Genomic DNA, 17,414 nt, shown 5'->3' with positions numbered 1-17,414 from the left:
AAATTTTCTATGGCTAAGTCATTGTTACTGATTTTTTCTGCCTTTCTATTCCTTCTGACACCTGCTTTTGCGCAGGGTGACGTTAAATGCGCAATCGCTTTTGACGAAGTAGATCCTTTTGATAGTTTACGTACGATTGGTTCGCAGGTCGTAGCATTAGGTTATCTGATTCCTAGTAGATACGAGTTAGAGGATGGTCCGAAAATAATCGAAGAGGCAGAAGCTATTTTGTTGTATTCTGAAAACGACAGTATCAGTAGCTTCTTTTTCAATCTTGTCTTACCAGAGTATAAACTTCAGCCCATTAAGCCAGGTATGAATGTGAAGCTTTTGCTGGATGATGATTCAGTCATAGGTTTTTATAATATCCCCGATGAAGGAGAGTTTGATCGGACTATCAATATGCGGGTTTACCAGCATACTTGTCCGATTCCATTGGATTATTACTACAAATTGGCTTACCATAAGATCGCTCAAATTAGGGTAGAGTATGAAAATCAAAACCGTACCCTGATGCTTAATGACGAGCAGCAGGAAGCATTGCGAGCAGCAATACAGTGTGTTGGTCGCCGGATAGGGTTGTATCCGATAAAACCATAGATGTTTGTTTTAAACGTCGTATTGATAAAGTTCCAGGTCTTCAATAATTCGGATCAGTTTATCAGCATACCGCGGATCTGTAGCGTAACCCGCTTTTTTCAATCCTCTTGCCCAGCCTTTGTAGTCAGTCGTCTTCAAGCGGAAAAGCTTTTGATAACGATCCTTTTGTAGGAGTTTGCTGTGAGCGGCGAAGCTTTCTTCTACCGTCTGAAACTTTCGGAAAAAGTCTTTGTGGTGATCATCGTTGAAGTTTGTACAATGTCCTTTAGCACATCTCTTTGAGAAACATTTAATGCCAAAATGATTGTTGTTTTCCCTGGCGAGTCGGCTTTCGCCAACATTGCTCTCCAGTAACCCTTGAGCAAGGGTGATGCTAGATGGAATACGATAGGTGCTCATTTCTTTAGCCGCTAATGTTTGATAAGTGCTAACATAGGCCAATTGCTTGCGGCGTTTCTCTCGTTGTGCGGGGGTGAGGTTGGATTCATTGGTTTCAGAATGATGCAAAGAAACATTTTGGGCTTGTACTGCATCATCTTCAAATGGATCAAAAAAGAGAGATTGTGAGGTCGTTGTCAAAAAACCACCTTCCCCTTTTTGCATAGAAAAGTTGATGGATATATCTTTATGAGTTACCATCCATGCCAATAGTAATAAGGCGCACATGCCCAGCCAGCGGCGGCGAAACCAGTCTTCAAAGTTTTTCCAATACAGTTCAAAGGAGGCTTTTAGTCTGGCAGGGGTGAGGTTTTCGTAAGGCTTCATGACACTATATGTTTGAATTTAGAACAAATTTAAACACTTTTGTTTTAAAAACAAATAATTGCAATTATTTTTGTTGAAGAGCGCAATTTTTTAAGTAAATGAACTGTTTTCACATCGCCTATTTCCCACAATCTCGGAAAAGCGTACCTTTGCGCTCGATAAAATTGAAACTACCTATGAAGAAGATAATATTACTTAGTGCTGTACTTATCGTCAGCCTCATTAGTTTACAAGGACAAGACCGTTACGGTCATCTCAATTTGGGTAACCTTATCGCTCAGATGCCGGAGGCTGTTGCTGCGAATGATAGCCTGGAAATTATGCAAGCGACCATGGTGGCTACCGGAGAAACGATGGCCCAACAGTTCCAGCGTGATGCCACGGCTTTTGTGAAAGCGGTGCAAGGAGGAGGCTTGACGCCGGTCAAGCAACAAGCACAGCAAGCCGCGTTGGAAAAGCGTCAGTTGGAAATCCAAAATTATGAGCAGGTGATCATCAATACGATTGGCCAGAAGCGCAATGAAATGCTAGCGCCAATCGTAGAGCGTGCTCAGGCGGCAATTGACGAAGTTGCTAAAGAGAATGGTTTTTTGATGATTTTTGACACCAGTATTTATGGTGCTATTATGTATGCTCAGGAAGCAGTAGATATCATGCCTTTGGTGAAAGCCAAATTGGGCATAGAAGAGTAAAGAAAGAATGCCTTGAATCTCAGGGTGCTTCAAAACAAACATGAGTCATCCCGAATTTTGATAAAACAGGGAAGCCAGACAATGATGAATGGCAAGACGTAACCTGTAGAGCGGTATCGAAGCATTTCGGTACCGCTCTCCTGTTCTATGGCACCATCGTCGAAAGAATAGGTTTATCCAACTTCCCCAGTTTGTGAGAATGCTAAGTAAAAAGTCGTAGACTAACATGACAATAGCCATTAACTTCATTCGATTATCCCAAAACCACAATCGAGGAGATTGCATAGCTAGTTCTGATTTACAGAATCGAAAGCCTTGTTCTGCTTCCCATCGGTGCATATAACTAAACATGACCTCCCATGCTTGAGCAGCTGTTTCAATAGGTAAGGAGGTGAGTAAATACATAGGGCCATTGTAATTGTGCTTATCCCTTACAATGATTAAATACAGCTGATTATCAGAGTATTCGAGGTGATTTACAGCAGCCCATGCGATAGAGACTTTCTTGAGTTTCTTGCGGTTTTTGTCCTGCACTATTTTACTGCGTACTCCTTTGAAAGACCGTGATAATAGATGTGTTTTCTTAGTTCCTTTTATAGCGTGATTCAGTAGGTGGTTTTTCTTCCATCGAATAACAAAATGTTGCTCAAAAGTGAAGAGGTATCGAAGCATTTTCTCATTAGCATATCCCCGATCAAAGACATGAAGTACGGCGTTTCCTACTTGTTGACTTATCTTTCGTAGCAAATTAAAAATAATATTGTCAGGGTCTTCTTTGTGCTTACCTCGTGTCGTCCACCAAGTCATTTGACATACACTAGGAACTCCACCTAAATGAGATAGGAAAACACCTGTCCAGTTAAATCCAGGAACACAAATACGTTTAGAAGGAGGGTCATAATAGCCCGGTCTTATTCTAGTCAGCCTTTTTGCTTTACTGCTAAATACACTACAAAGGCCTTCGGAAAACCAACTTTCGTGTTTTTCAATACAGCTATCGTCCCATAACATCAGTGGGCGTTTACCCTCCAGACACAAGGATTTCACCCGACTGACGCAACGATTAAATAAGAAATCATCAATCAAATCGGATGACCACTTTTTACTACGAAGGAGATTGCTTATTCGTTTAGTACCAGCAGGGGCATGATCCATTCCACATACATAGCCACCTAACTCGCTGAGCAACAAGCCCATTGCGCGATCTCTAAACAAGAGAATAGTCACGAATAAATCAAAAAAGGTTCGTACTAAACGTTTATCAATCTGCTCGTCTAATTGATGACGAAAATCACAAGTGTAGCGATCTATTTGGTTTAATAAAAAGGAACTCGCATTTTGAACACTGGTAGACTTTGACTTACTTTGTAGTATCTCTAAAAACATAGGCCTTTTGAGTTGTTCTTGAAGTGTGGTTACTCCTCGAATTTACTCAAAAGGCCTTTTTTGTCAAAACCGACTAAAATTCGGGATGACTCATGTTTTTATGTGTTTAGTGTAGAAAATCAATACCAACGACTTTTTTAGTGGTTAGTTGCCGGCAGCTGCGGGGACATCATAGGATACATTAAAGTCATCAAGAACCGCGTCCAAAATCCGATCTTCACCTTTGATATAGCCATCCTTGATACTGTGGCCAAAGAGTTTACCCATCGTATTCCAGTAGGTAGCCGTTATCCCACCCCGTAAATCTTTAATCAGTTCATACATGGGGGTGTCGAGTTCCCGCTCAATCATTTTGATGAGGATTAACCCCTGTGTTTTACTCAGATTTTTGAGAGGGTCGGCAAATTCATCTTTTAGTTCTCTTTGAAGTTGACGAATATAGCGCTTGGATTCTCGATTAGAGAGATTGTTTAAGGCGTATTCTGTTTCTCTAAAAATACGAATTGCTTGCACGGCGTAAGGGTAAACTTTGAGCGCATACTGGCGATAGCGACGATAGCGACGATAGTCATCCTCATTTTCAAATGCACGTAAGGAAGAAATTGAAATTCCTTCGAGGCTGGCGACAATCAGGGTGTCTCCGCAATCATCAATCATGTATTTGTAGTACTGATCATTTACTCTGGTGTAGCCTCCTGTTTCCTGAGCGGTCAGGCTGGTTCCAAAAAAGATGATCAGGCTACTTAAAATTAGGTACTTCATAACATTCGGCTTTTATGCTTTTTCAGCATTTCACTTTGACACTATCCTTAAGATACCGCATTTGCACCATTTGGCGGGTGCTGTTTTGGGGTATTTCGTAATTGAGACGTCAAAGCTCTGGATAATAACGCTTACAGGAGCTATTTAGTCGGGAAAATGTAGAAGAATTTTAGTGCTTTAGCAACAATTGGGACAAACTATTCACTGATTATCATGGTTTTAGAAGGAGGGAGGGTATGTCTTCAGGCTTGCGCGAGGCCTTAGTTTAAGAAATGTTTAACGCATTGGGTACCCATCCTATACATCTTGTGATGACGTCTAGCGTTTTATATATGCTTGATTGAACATGTTATCCCTTTTGAACCAAATAAAAAAATTGCCTCTCATGCGATTATCAATAATCACAATGGTTCTGGCACTCTTCATTGCCTCACCAGAAGCCGGGGCTCAGTACTTCGGCCGTAACAAACCTAATTACGAAAACTTTGATTTCAAGGTTTTAAAATCGCCTCATTTCGAGTTGTATCACTACCTCGATAATGATGCCTATATCCAGAATTTTGTCGCTCAGGCGGAAGAATGGTATTGGCAACACCAAGCGATCTTACACGACACGATCAAGGAACGAAACCCTTTTATTCTCTATGCGAACCATGCTGATTTTCAGCAAACCAATGCTATCGGTGGTAGTATTGGAGTGGGGACTGGCGGAGTGACGGAGGCCTTTAAAAATCGGGTCATTATGCCCATTGCTATGTCGAACCAGCAAACGCACCATGTTTTGGGGCACGAGCTGGTACATGCTTTTCAGTATAACATGATCATTAATGGTGACTCTACGAGCCTGCGTAATCTGGGAAATCTTCCGCTTTGGATGGTAGAAGGCCTGGCAGAGTACTTGTCGATAGGATCAGTGGATGCTCATACAGCAATGTGGATGCGCGATGCCGTTTTGCACGATGATTTTCCTACTCTGAAGGAACTCAATAACCCTAAATATTTTCCCTATCGCTATGGGCAGATGTTTTGGGTATTTGTCACTGGTTTAAAAGGGGACGATATTATAGCCCCTTTCTTTGAGGAAACAGCGAAGTATGGTTTTGATGCTGCATCTAAGCGAGTCCTCGGTATGGGAAGTGACGATCTTTCGAAATTATGGAAAAACAGTATTGTTGATTATTATCAAAAAATGATTGACGGCCGAACAGAGCAGTTTCCTGGAAAAGAATTGATCAGTAAAGAAAACGGTGGCCGGTTGAACATTGCTCCTGAAATCAGTCCTAATGGTCGTTATGTGATTTTTCTTTCCGAGAAAGATGTTTTTGGCATTGACCTTTTTCTGGCGGAAGCCCGCACAGGTAAAGTTATTCGTAAGGTAGCGAGCAGTACCCGTAGCGGCCATATCGATGATTTCAATTATATCGAATCATCAGGTACTTGGTCGCCTAATAGCCAAGAATTTGCTTATGTGGGCGTTGCGAAAGGCGACAATATTCTTCTCATCAGTGATGCAGAAACCGGTAAAACTACTTTTGAAGAACCAATCCCAGGCGTGCCAGCTTTTAGCAATCCAGCATGGTCGCCAGATCGCCGAACGATTGTGGTGACGGGCTTGGTAAATGGCCAAGTAGACTTATACGCTTTTGATATTCGTACTAAAAAGGTGACCCAGTTGACGGACACCCCTTTCTCTGAACTGCACGCAAGTTGGTCAGAAGACGGTAGCCGGCTCTATTTTGCAACCGATGAAAGCAGCATGCGCGAGGATAGCCGTCCTTTTGGGAAATACCACTTTAATATCGCCGAGTTGGATGTAGTTTCAGGGGTGGTCACGAATTACCCCTTCTTTCCAGGAGCAGATAACCTGAATCCGGAAGAAGATGCGAACGGAAACATCGTTTTCTTATCTAACCGTGATGGCTATCGCAATTTATATCGTTACGATAAGGCTACCGCAGAGATGGTACAGTTGACAGATTTGATCACCGGCGTGAGTGGTATCACTCATTTCTCTCCTGCATTTAGCATTGACAGGAAACGCAATCGCTTGGTGTATACCTATTTTAGTTCTCAGGGCTATCGCATTTATCAGGCGGAAGCCGAGGATTTATTGACAGAAGTGGTAGACCCTATGGCAGTAGATATGACGGCTGCGACTTTACCTAAAGTAAATAAAAGAGCCCCGAGTATCGTAGATCCATTGTTAGCGTCGAATACAGCCGGAGTTGATTTAAACGATAGCCTTTCTCTACAGCCAGCAATTTACCAATCTAAATTTAAGCTAGACTATATCGGCGGCGGCGGCGGTGTAGGTATTGGAAGTAACCAAACCTTTGGGACGACTACTGGTGTTGCTGGTGGTGTAGACCTGATGTTTAGCGATATTTTGGGTAACAACCAGTTCTTTACCAGTATTGCCATGAACGGTGAGCTGATAGATGTTGGTGGCGTTGTGGCGTATATTAATCGCAAGAACCGAGTTAATTGGGGCGTTTCCCTGTCTCACCAGCCTTTCCGTAGTTTTAACGGAAGTGAAATTGAATTGAGAGATACACTTTTCGGAACCGGAGGAGAACCTATTTCTCTGGTCGATCGACAATCGTTATTTGAGACCAGGATTTTTCAGGAACAGCTTGGTGTATTCGGGCAGCTTCCACTGTCTAGTACGATGCGTGTAGAGCTGAATGCCAATTATTCCCTTTACTCTGGGCGTTTAGACCGTCGTGATTTTTACTATCAGCCAAACACTTACCTTTTAGTAGGGCAAGAACGTAACAAGGTAGATGATATCCCGGGTTTTCAAATTGGGCAAGTAGAAGCTGCCTGGGTGAGCGACAACTCCTCCTTTGGGATGGCGGCTCCGCTAAACGGGCATCGTTACCGAGTGGCGTTGGGTAAGTATTTTGATGAATACAATTTTACTTCTGCTACCGTAGATTTTCGGAAATACGAATTTGTGCGGCCAGTGAGCTTTGCTTTTCGTGCTACCCACTATGGTCGTTATGGTGGCAACAGCGACCAATTGTTTCCTCAATACTTGGGCTACCCTTGGTTTATTCGTGGATTGAATACAGCAGCTGGCCAAGAGATTTTCTTAGGTTCCGGTCGAGATTTCGACGAATTGACAGGGTCTAAAATTCTGGTTTCCAGTTTTGAGGTACGCTTGCCGTTTACGGGGCCAGAGCAGTTGGCGTTGATAAAGTCAAAAGCCTTGTTCTCTGACTTCAACCTCTTTATTGATGGAGGAATAGCCTGGACGCGGAACGATCAGCTTAGTGGCCCTATTTATACCCTGGATCGTAATGGAGAGCCATTGATTAATCCAGAGACAGGTAATCCTTTTGTTGCGTATCCAGAAGTGAAGCCTATTTTTACTGCGGGTGCTTCGTTAAGGATCAATCTGTTTGGTGCTTTGGTAGTGGAGCCTTATTATGCCGTACCGCTGGTGAAGAACACCCGCGGGGTCTTTGGGTTGAATTTGATTCCGGGCTGGTAGGAGTAAGGAATAATCTGAAAACTTGACTAAAGGGAGCCGAGTGATTGATACAAGTTGGGATCAATCACTCGGTTTCTTATTTTTTGCACCTGTTGAGAAAAAGAAAGTCATAACATGCATTTTTAGCAAGTACGATATGTCAATTACCAATAAGCCGTTGTAATTTCGCGGATGATTCCGTACCTCCATTTACGACTTTCCGTTTTACAGTTTTTGCAATTCTTTATTTGGGGCAGCTGGTTTGTAACAGCGGGCACCTACTTGCAAGGCACATTAGGCTTTAGTGGCTTAGAGGTGGGGATGATTTATGGGACTACAGCTATTGCCGCGACTATTTCTCCCTTTCTTTTAGGCGTTCTTGCTGATCGTTTTTTTTCTACGGAAAAAATCTTGGGCTTGCTGCACATTGTTGGTGGAGGTTTGTTGTTTTGGGTCTCACAGGTGCAGGAGTTTGCCTGGTTTTATCCGTTAATGTTGCTGTATGTGCTTTGTTATTTACCAACCTTTAGTTTATCAAATGCGCTGTGTTTTCATCACATTGAAGATACCAAGCGAGATTTTCCACGGATTCGAGTTTGGGGTACTGTTTCTTGGATCATGGCAGGGCTGTTAATAAGTTGGTTGAAAGTGGAAGATCAAGTGTTGCCCTTTCAGATAGCGGCTACCTGTTCGGTATTACAGGGACTTTATTCTTTAACGCTACCTGCAACGCCTCCGCAAAAGCAAAAAGAAAATTTGTTACAGAGTCTACGTGGATCTGAAATGCAGGCTTTGTTCAAGGATCGTTCGCTCGTAGTGATGGTTATCGCAATAGCGCTTATTTGTATTCCTTCTTCTTATTACTACAGTTTTGTTAATCCATTTTTGAATGAATTTGGGGTAACCAATGCTGCAGGAAAAATGGCCTTGGGGCAGATCACGGAAATCATTTTTATGCTAGCGCTGCCCTGGTTTTTTGTTCGGTGGCGTTTGAAGTACATCATTTTTGTGGGTTTACTGACCTGGGGCTTGCGTTATGGCTGTTTTATTCTCGGGATTCATTTTCATTCAGAAGCTTGGCTGATGTTGGGGATAGGAATGCATGGACTGGCCTATATTTTCTCGATGTTATCTGCACAGATTTATCTGGATACTCGGGTGCCTGTTCATTTACGGGGTACAGGGCAGGGTTTTTATTCTTTACTCACGCTGGGAATCGGTGTTTTTATTGGTTCCACGATTGCTGGTCAGACTGTTAGTGCCCATACGCTTGCTGATCATTCCCATAATTGGGCACAAATTTGGTGGCTTCCGACTTGGTTTGGCGTTGCCGTAGCGTTTGGCTTTCTCTATTTTTTCAAAGGGAAGCAGCGGGCTTAGAGCAAGTCTCAAACAAGCTCTTAGTAAGTCTAATTTTTATTCTAATTTTGTTTTTGTGTCGATTGTATTGCTGTTTCTTTCTTATTAAAACTCCTCATGGGATATTCTGCGCATAATTTATCGGATACGATTGTGGCCTTAGCTACTCCGCAGGGAGTGGGGGCGATTGGGGTGATTCGGCTTTCAGGGCCGGCAGCGATTTCCATTGTCGACGAGACCTTTAAAGGAAAAAACCTAGGTGAACAAGCTAGTCACACCGTGCATTTTGGTACTATCCGTGATGAAGAAAATAAGATACTAGATGAAGTATTAGTGACCCTGTTTGTGGCGCCAAGCTCTTATACGGGTGAAAACGTGGTAGAGGTAAGTTGTCATGGTTCTGATTTTATTATCCAGGAGCTGATGCGGTTGTTTATTCGTCAGGGTGCGCGTTTGGCGCAAGCGGGAGAGTTTACGATGAGGGCTTTTTTGAATGGACAGATGGATTTGAGTCAAGCAGAGGCGGTAGCTGATTTGATAGCTTCTAGTTCGGAGGGGAGCCATGAATTGGCTATGCAGCAGATGCGAGGTGGTTTTAGTAATGAAATTGCTGCTTTACGCCAACAACTGATCGATTTTGCAAGTCTAATTGAGCTAGAGCTAGATTTTGGTGAAGAAGATGTAGAGTTTGCCAACCGGGATGACCTGCGAGAGTTAGTAGAAAAAATACAAGGGGTACTGCGGCGGTTGATTCAGAGTTTTCAGCTAGGCAACGTCATCAAGCAAGGCGTAAATACCGTTATTGCGGGCCGGCCGAACGCTGGCAAGAGTACCCTCCTGAATGCTCTGCTGAATGAAGAGCGTGCAATAGTAAGCGAAATTGCCGGCACCACTCGTGATACCATTGAAGAAGTCTTAAATATAAAAGGTATCCAGTTTCGGCTGATCGACACTGCCGGAATTCGGGAAGCAGAAGATGCTATTGAAGCCATTGGCGTAGAAAAAACCATGGAGAAGGTACGGCAGAGTAGTCTGCTCGTCTACGTTTTTGATGTAGTAGAAACCCAACCTGCAGAGGTTCGGGCTGACCTTGCTAAGCTGGTGACGCCCGGTATGCATGTGCTGGTGGTAGCGAATAAAATGGACTTGAATCCGTATACGAAGTGGGAGGACTATAGCTCCACCCCCGGCCCCTCCTTTTCGATCCACCCCGAGCCCCTCCCTAGAGGGAGGGGAGGTGAACTGAAAGGTTGGAGGACGGCAAATCCGGGAAGTTATGATAAGCTGAAAGCCTATGCGCGTGAAATGCGTAGAGAGCAAACACTAGCAGAAAAAATGCTTTGGGAGAGACTACGTAAGCGACAGGTTGCGGGGCAAAAGTTTTTGAGACAGCACATTGTCGGATATTTTATTGCAGATTTTTATTGTGCGGAAAAACAGCTTGTCATTGAGGTGGATGGTGGCTATCATCAATTACCTGAAGTTCAGCTATCTGATGAAGAGAGAACGAAGATTTTAGAACAAAGTGGTTACCATGTTCTTCGGTTTACAAACGAAGAGATTTCTCAGGATATTGATGCGGTTATAAGATCTGTTTTTCGAAAACTTCATGATCCTTTTTCCCTCCCTGGAGAGGGAGGGCCAGGGTGGGTCGAAAAGGAGGGGCCGAGGGTGGAGCAAAACAACTGGGTACCCATCATCGCCCGCGAGGGCATGAACGTACCTCACCTCAAAGACAAACTCTATGAGGCTGTGCTTTCGGAGAAGGTGAATGCCGATAGTACCATTGTGAGCAATGCTCGCCACTATGAAGCATTGGAAAAATCCTACGAAGCACTAGCTGCTGTGTTGGAAGGGATGGCAACTGGGGTGACCTCCGACTTTATAGCGATGGATATTCGACGGTCATTGCATCATTTGGGAGAAATTACGGGAGAGATATCTACGGATGATTTATTGGGGAATATTTTTGGGAAGTTTTGCATTGGGAAGTAGAAAAAAACAAAAAAACATGAAACAACCACCCTTGTATCAACAAGCCTTCATGCAATCCATCGAATCTACGGTGCTCGAAATTCGGGAGGAGTTTCCTAAGTTGTTGGATGGTGATGTGGTATTTGCTTTTGATCAACTCGTTACCTATTTTCAGACCCTGGCGAAGGGGAAAGAGGCCAAAGAGCCATTGTCTTCTTCTGACAGGCGTCAAGCGCTTTTAGATGAAATACTCAACGTTATTGAAGAAAGGGAAGAGTTGGAAGCCGACTCGTCAGTTGTCAATAATCCCGAAATTAAACCTAATGGCAATCCGATACCTTCGTTGCCGGCATTTTATGCAACATGTATAAAAACGCTATCAAAATCCGTGCGATTATGGAGCAAGGAGGGAGGAAAGACGGGGTACCTAAACTACATTAGTAATTTCCTCTAAGTTGTTGGTTGAAGCGTGCCAGTAATCATTCTTTCATTTTCTCGTTCAGGAAATCAAGGCACAATTGGTTGAATATACTCGCCTTTTCGATAGAAACGACATGGCCGCATTTGGGTACAATCTTCAAGTTGGTATACTGGCTGTGCATCTTTGCGTATGCTTGGGCAGCGTAAAGAAAAAGGTGATCCTGGGCACCACTCACAAGTAAATGAGGATGTGATAGTGGTTGTTGAAAAAGCCTCTTAAGTGTTTTGTTTAGACCATAATACATGTTGGTCCATTTACGGAATTCCTCGGTAGTGAGTACGCGTGATTCCTTAATGAAAACTTTTCTCGATTTTTGGTGATTGGTGCGCGGCATCATAATCAGCGCACTAAGTTTGTAGAAGTTGGGATAGCCAATGATTTTGGCCAGTCCTAAGCTCATGGAAGCCAGTACTTTTAGCTTGGTGTTTAACTGTAGGATAGGCCCTGATAAGATGATAGACATGGTTTGTTTCGGGCGTAATTCCCGCATCTCTAAAACAATAATAGCACCTAAGGATACCCCTACCAGATGAGAGGCTTTGATCTTTAAATGGTCAACGACTTGCCAGATGGCAGTAGCAATGGCTTCAAAGGTGTAAACATCAGCAGCGTTGCTGCGTTTAGCCATCTCGCCGTGCCCGGGCAAATCGATAAGGAGCAGGTTGTAAGTTTGACTCAAGTCATCAATTTGCCTACGCCAAGTCCTTGTACTTCCTCCTGCGCCATGTACAAATAGCATCCAAGCCGCATTGGGCTTGTCGCAAGGGTAGGTTTCGTAATAAAGCAATTGATTGTTTGACATGCAGTAAAAACGTATTAAGGACAGAGTGGTTATTTTTTCGGCCTGTTATTATGCCAAATGATAGCCTTTGTTAGGAAGTATGCTGATAAAAATCAACACAAAGTACTTCTTCTGTGTTAAAACAATGATAACTTGAGGATAGATATAACCACTGGCCATGAAAAATGAACTTGCTTCCGCTAAAATTCCTGCCCAAATTGCAGCAGAACTGGAGGAGTTAGAGAATGTACTCGACCAATCGATTCCTGCTAAAAGTTTGGATCGCAACCTCCTTGTTGCTACTTGGAACATTAGAGCATTTGGGAATATCACTGAGGAATGGCAGTCGGATAAAAATGATTCTCCTCGTAGAGATATGCATTCGCTCTACCTGATTAGTGCTATTGTAGAGCGGTTTGATGTCATTGCTATTCAGGAGGTGAAAGCCAATGTTGCCGGGTTGCACCAAATGATGGAAATATTGGGTGATGACTGGAGTTTTATCCTTACAGATGTTACCGAAGGAGATGCAGGAAACGGCGAGCGAATGGCCTTCGTATTTGATACACGTCGAGTAAAACTCTCAGGTCTCGCCTCGGAGTTGGTTGTTCCGAAAGAACAGCTTGATAACATTTCAGCAGGAGCTTTAAGAGAGCAGTTTGCCCGCACGCCTTATGCTGTGAGCTTTAAGAGCAAAAACGAAACGTTTATTCTGGTAACCCTCCATATTCTCTATGGCAAATCTAGTGGAGACCGTATTCCAGAACTTAAAGCAATTGCGGACTGGATGGCAAAGTGGGCTTCTGGCTCCGATAGTTATAGTGATAATTTAATTGCCTTAGGAGATTTTAATGTAGATGCTCGGGGTGATTTGTTACACGAAACTTTTATCTCCAGCGGGTTGTATATTCCTGATGATTTAGCTGCAGTGACCAGGAGTATTTTCAATACGAGCAAATTTTATGACCATATTGCTTGGTTTAATGGGCGTAGCAAAAAATCCAAGCTGAATATGGAATACATTAAGGGAGGAAACTTCGACTTTGTTCCGCATGTATTGAAAAACAGAGACCTCAATACCCAGCAAATCTCTTGGATGATTTCGGATCATTATCCGCTTTGGGCGGAATTTTCTATTCGGGATTAGTAAGATCCTCTTCCAACTTCAATATGTCTGTCGTCCTTGCACGGGTTTTATCAAGGAGTTCTTTATTGGTAATCAAGGATTGCCCATAGGATGGGATCATCGTTTTTATTTTCTTGGTCCATTCAGGAGAAGCGAGATTATCGGGGAAGCATTTGGCCAACACCTCGAGCATGATTGATACCGAGGTAGATGCTCCGGGAGAAGCTCCCAGAAGGGCAGAAAGTGTTCCATCGGAACTGCTCACTACTTCGGTGCCAAACTGAAGCTTACCGCCTTTTTTGCCATCTTTTTTGATGATCTGAACGCGCTGCCCTGCCGTTTCTTGTTCCCAGTCTTCAATCTTTGCTTCCGGGTAATATTGCTGGAGGAAGCTGAACTTATCTTCTTTATCCTGTAGTACCTGCTCTACTAAATATTTGGTAAGGTCCAGGTTTTTGGCACCGGCTGATAGCATTGGCCAAACGTTGTGCATTTCAATAGAGAGGAAAAGATCAAGGTAGGAGCCATTTTTTAAAAATTTGGTAGAAAACCCTGCATAAGGGCCAAACAGCAGACAGCGTTCACCATTGATCATTCGGGTATCTAAATGAGGCACCGACATGGGAGGGGAACCCACTGCGGCCTTACCATAGACTTTGGCCTCATGTCGTTGGATAACATCTTTGTTATTGCAGCGCAACCATTGCCCGCTCACGGGGAATCCGCCAAAGCCATTGGCTTCCGGAATGCCTGATTTGTCTAGTAGTTTCAAGGCACCGCCGCCAGCACCGATAAACACAAAATCGGCTAATGTTTCTTTACTCTTTCCAGTAGTGAGGTTTTCTGTACCCACTAGCCAGCGGCCATCTGGTTGCTTTTCGATATCCTGTACTTCGTGCGCCATATTCACCTCTACGCCCTTCAGATCCTCGAGATAGCGGATCATGCCGCGCGTGATATCGCCAAAGTTAACGTCGGTTCCAATAGCCATTCGGGTAGCTGCAATCGGATCTTCGCCCGTGCGTCCTTCCATCATGAGAGGAGTCCATTCAGTGATCTGCTGGGGATCCTCTGAGTAAAGCATATCTTCAAAAATGGGATACTGCACCATGGCTTCGTAGCGCTTCTTGAGGAAAGCAACATTATCAGCACCCCAAACTAGCGACATGTGATCGATGTCATTGATGAATGCTTTCCTTTGAGACAAGTTTCCTCTTTCTTTGAGGTAGGCCCAAAACTGCTTGGATACTTCAAATTGTTCTGAAATCCGTAAAGCTTTACTCAGATCTATCGACCCGTCTTCTTTTTCCGGAGTATAGTTTAGTTCACAAAAAGCCGAATGCCCGGTGCCCGCATTGTTCCAGGCATCGGAGCTTTCTTGTCCGGCCTTATCTAGCCTTTCAAAAATGGTAATTTGTGCATTTGGGAGCAGCTTTTTGAGTAGTACCCCTAGCGTAGCGCTCATGATTCCGGCCCCAATGAGGGTGATGTTTTGCTTAGATTGCTCAATGTTCATTTAGCTGTCAATGATTTTCGTTTGAGGCAAAAAACTGCTTGTGTTGCAATCTACTTGATCGCAAGGAGTCCGTAAGTTACGGAACTTGTATATTTTGCCCATTTCTGAGGGAGTATCCCAAATAGTGTGTATCGCGCAGAGACGAAGAGGCGCAGAGCTTTTTTATTGCAAGTAGATACATTTCGACAATTTAGTTAGACACAGTTGGCTGGACACCCTTATTTCTGATCGCTAAAAGTAATCAGTTCTGCCGCTTGCTAACCCATAAAGCCAGCCAAGAAAACAAGGTAATCCCTAGCAGGTCGCAAAACATATCCCATAGTTCAAAGTCGCGTGTTGAAAGGGCCATTTGTGTAAACTCCTCCAGTATTGCAAAAATCAGTACGAGCAAACCTCCCAAGAGTATTTGATGGCCAAAGACGGCAACTTTCCTGTTTTTTAATGCCAGGTTGACCAAAAAAGCAAGGATGCCATAAAGGAAAAAGTGCCCCAGTTTATCCCCAAAGGGCAGGTGCCTGACGAATTTACTAAAACCTATGCTGTGGCCAAGGTCTGCCTGGATGATGATCCAGAAGATAAAGGTCATAAAAGACAGTGCTAAGACCGGCCAAAAAAGTTGTTTTATTGTTAGTTGTTTCATTAGTCAAAGTACTTTGAATTTAAAAGTTGATGACTATAACTGAATAAAAACCACATTTATTTTCCCGGAAGGAAAATTTTGGAGCTTAACTATAGGGTGCTTTTTTTTGCGGTATGCCTCTGGACTAAATTAGTGCGCAGGCCGATGGGCCGTAGCGCGAGGCGCGGAGCGACTAAGGACGAGCTGGCGTAATGGTAGTGCGACGCAAAGCAAGCACTAGGAATGGAGCAAGCGGTAGCCAGCGCAGCGCCGCTACGGCCCCAAAAAAGATTATGTAGGAAAGCGCTACCCTTTTTTCTGTACCATAAAAGCTGGGGGTATGCCTTTTTAGCAGTTCGGCAAGACTACAGGTAGGTTGAAAGCTAGTCCGCCTTCTGAAGTTTCTTTGTACTTGTGATTCATGTCTTGGGCGGTATCCCACATGGTTTTTACGACCACATCAAAGTTTACTTTACAATCATCAGGATCGCCGGAGAGTGCCAGGTTGGTAGCAGTTATTGCTTTGATTGCTCCCATGGTATTGCGCTCAATGCAGGGTACCTGAACCAGCCCTCCGATGGGGTCGCAGGTAAGGCCAAGGTGGTGTTCCATTGCTATTTCGGCGGCCATGAGTGCCTGTTTGGGGCTTCCGCCTAAAACCTCGGTGAGACCAGCAGCAGCCATAGCGGAAGAAACGCCAATTTCGGCTTGACAACCACCCATGGCTGCGGAAATGGTAGCCCCTTTTTTGAAAAGGCAGCCCACTTCACCCGAGGCGAGTAAAAAACGTTCGACATGGTCTAATGTATTGCAATCACAAAAACAATACATGTATAAAATCACGGCAGGAATCACCCCTGCTGCGCCATTTGTTGGGGAGGTGACTACCCTGCCTAGCGCTGCGTTTTCTTCGTTGACCGCGAGCGCGAAACAACTTACCCACTTGTTGACGGTTACAAAATCTCGGGACGATTTCATTACGAGCGCTAGCCACTCGTCGCGATTACTAAAAGCTGCCCCTTTGAGTAATTCCTGGTTTAGCTTGTAGGCGCGGCGGCGGACGTTTAAGCCTCCGGGCAAAATACCCTCGGTGGTGACACCTCGGTATACACAATCCAGCATCGCTCGGAAAATGCCATCCATTCTGCTTTTGAAGGACCGGAAATTGCGAAATCGCAGCTCGTTGGCCCAAACAATATCCGAAATCCGACAATCGTGCGTATTGGTATAGTCCAGTAATTCCGATCCCTCGTCGATCGGGAACGGTAGCCACGCTTGCCGGATATCTGTTTGGGATACGCCCTCTTGTTCGATAAACCCACCACCGAGAGAATAGTAGGTGTGTTCTTCTATCAATTCATCCTTATAGAAGGCCTTAAAGGTAAGGGTGTTGGGGTGGCCGGGGAGGCTGTGCCCATGGAAGATGATGTCTTGTTTTGGAGAGAAAGTGATATCGTTCTTATTGACTTCCAGTCGTTCCTCCCGAAGAATTCGTTCAATGATGGCGGGAATTTCCTGGGTGTCAATAATGACGGGGTCGTGGCCTTCCAGGCCTAGCTGTACGGCCACATCGGTGGCGTGCCCGCGGCCTGTTTTTGACAGTGAGCCATAGAGGTGAACCTGGAGGTGGTCAATGTCTTTTCCCCAAAGTGCTGCCGCAAACTGGGTTGCAGCATTCCAAGGGCCGAGCGTATGCGAGCTGGATGGGCCGACGCCGATTTTGTAAATATCAAATATGCTTAAGCGTTCCATAGTAAAACACTTGTGGTGACCACTGATTAGCAGTGGCAATGGTGGTTAGGGCAAAGTACCTTACGGCAGCTACACTTTGGTAGAAGTAAATACGGAATTTATTCCTACCTCTTAGCGGGTGCAAAG

General features: G+C 44.2%; 14 protein-coding genes. 7 read left to right on the top strand and 7 right to left on the bottom strand.

Annotated features, from left to right (window positions below):
* Positions 1-9: 9 nt before the first annotated feature.
* On the top strand, positions 10-600 hold the full coding sequence (locus tag ACRBG0_RS14565) for a hypothetical protein (protein WP_431487598.1): 591 nt from the start codon (positions 10-12) through the stop codon (positions 598-600).
* 9 nt (positions 601-609) lie between these two features.
* Here the strand turns inward: ACRBG0_RS14565 and ACRBG0_RS14560 are convergent, their stop codons facing one another.
* Entirely contained in the window at positions 610-1,365 is a 756-nt protein-coding gene (locus ACRBG0_RS14560) for a glycoside hydrolase family 73 protein (RefSeq protein ID WP_431487597.1), read from the bottom strand.
* Between the two features lie 176 nt (positions 1,366-1,541).
* Between ACRBG0_RS14560 and ACRBG0_RS14555 the strand changes: the two genes are divergently transcribed.
* A complete protein-coding gene (locus tag ACRBG0_RS14555) occupies positions 1,542-2,057 on the top strand; it encodes an OmpH family outer membrane protein (RefSeq protein ID WP_431487596.1) in 516 nt (171 codons plus the stop codon).
* 45 nt (positions 2,058-2,102) lie between these two features.
* Here the strand turns inward: ACRBG0_RS14555 and ACRBG0_RS14550 are convergent, their stop codons facing one another.
* Positions 2,103-3,443: a transposase gene (locus tag ACRBG0_RS14550; RefSeq protein ID WP_431487595.1), complete on the bottom strand. Its 1,341-nt coding sequence runs from the start codon at positions 3,441-3,443 to the stop codon at positions 2,103-2,105.
* A gap of 144 nt (positions 3,444-3,587) precedes the next feature.
* Positions 3,588-4,205 (bottom strand): DUF4294 domain-containing protein, encoded by a 618-nt coding sequence (locus tag ACRBG0_RS14545; RefSeq protein ID WP_431487594.1) that lies wholly within the window; start codon positions 4,203-4,205, stop codon positions 3,588-3,590.
* Between the two features lie 385 nt (positions 4,206-4,590).
* Here ACRBG0_RS14545 and ACRBG0_RS14540 point away from each other — a divergent pair, with 385 nt between their 5' ends.
* From ACRBG0_RS14540 to ACRBG0_RS14525, 4 genes are all read left to right on the top strand, one after another.
* Positions 4,591-7,701: a hypothetical protein gene (locus ACRBG0_RS14540; protein ID WP_431487593.1), complete on the top strand. Its 3,111-nt coding sequence runs from the start codon at positions 4,591-4,593 to the stop codon at positions 7,699-7,701.
* A gap of 171 nt (positions 7,702-7,872) precedes the next feature.
* Positions 7,873-9,060, top strand: coding sequence for an MFS transporter (locus ACRBG0_RS14535; protein ID WP_431487592.1), 1,188 nt, complete (start codon positions 7,873-7,875; stop codon positions 9,058-9,060).
* Between the two features lie 96 nt (positions 9,061-9,156).
* A complete protein-coding gene (gene mnmE, locus ACRBG0_RS14530) occupies positions 9,157-11,034 on the top strand; it encodes a tRNA uridine-5-carboxymethylaminomethyl(34) synthesis GTPase MnmE (RefSeq protein ID WP_431487591.1) in 1,878 nt (625 codons plus the stop codon).
* Between the two features lie 16 nt (positions 11,035-11,050).
* The gene (locus ACRBG0_RS14525; RefSeq protein WP_431487590.1) at positions 11,051-11,467 is read left to right on the top strand and encodes a hypothetical protein; all 417 of its coding nucleotides are present in this window, start codon (positions 11,051-11,053) and stop codon (positions 11,465-11,467) included.
* 25 nt (positions 11,468-11,492) lie between these two features.
* Here ACRBG0_RS14525 and ACRBG0_RS14520 read toward each other — a convergent pair whose 3' ends face one another.
* On the bottom strand, positions 11,493-12,296 hold the full coding sequence (locus ACRBG0_RS14520) for an alpha/beta fold hydrolase (RefSeq protein WP_431487589.1): 804 nt from the start codon (positions 12,294-12,296) through the stop codon (positions 11,493-11,495).
* A gap of 157 nt (positions 12,297-12,453) precedes the next feature.
* On the opposite strand from ACRBG0_RS14520, the gene ACRBG0_RS14515 reads away from it, so the two are divergent.
* Entirely contained in the window at positions 12,454-13,422 is a 969-nt protein-coding gene (locus ACRBG0_RS14515) for an endonuclease/exonuclease/phosphatase family protein (protein WP_431487588.1), read from the top strand.
* Here ACRBG0_RS14515 and mqo read toward each other — a convergent pair.
* The 3 genes from mqo to ACRBG0_RS14500 form a co-directional block, all read right to left on the bottom strand.
* The gene (gene mqo / locus ACRBG0_RS14510; RefSeq protein WP_431487587.1) at positions 13,409-14,917 is read right to left on the bottom strand and encodes a malate dehydrogenase (quinone); all 1,509 of its coding nucleotides are present in this window, start codon (positions 14,915-14,917) and stop codon (positions 13,409-13,411) included. The two genes, ACRBG0_RS14515 and mqo, sit on opposite strands and share 14 nt — an antisense overlap.
* Positions 14,918-15,158: 241 nt before the next feature.
* Positions 15,159-15,557, bottom strand: a complete 399-nt coding sequence (locus tag ACRBG0_RS14505; protein ID WP_431487586.1) for a VanZ family protein — start codon at positions 15,555-15,557, stop codon at positions 15,159-15,161.
* A 327-nt stretch (positions 15,558-15,884) separates the two neighbouring features.
* Positions 15,885-17,288, bottom strand: a complete 1,404-nt coding sequence (locus ACRBG0_RS14500; protein ID WP_431487585.1) for an L-serine ammonia-lyase — start codon at positions 17,286-17,288, stop codon at positions 15,885-15,887.
* Positions 17,289-17,414: the final 126 nt, after the last annotated feature.

The sequence above is a fragment of the Lewinella sp. genome (assembly GCF_050633125.1).
In the GTDB taxonomy this organism is placed as follows: domain Bacteria; phylum Bacteroidota; class Bacteroidia; order Chitinophagales; family Saprospiraceae; genus Lewinella.
The sequence above is the reverse complement of the archived record's forward strand: the minus strand, read 5'-3'. Positions and strand labels throughout refer to the sequence as shown.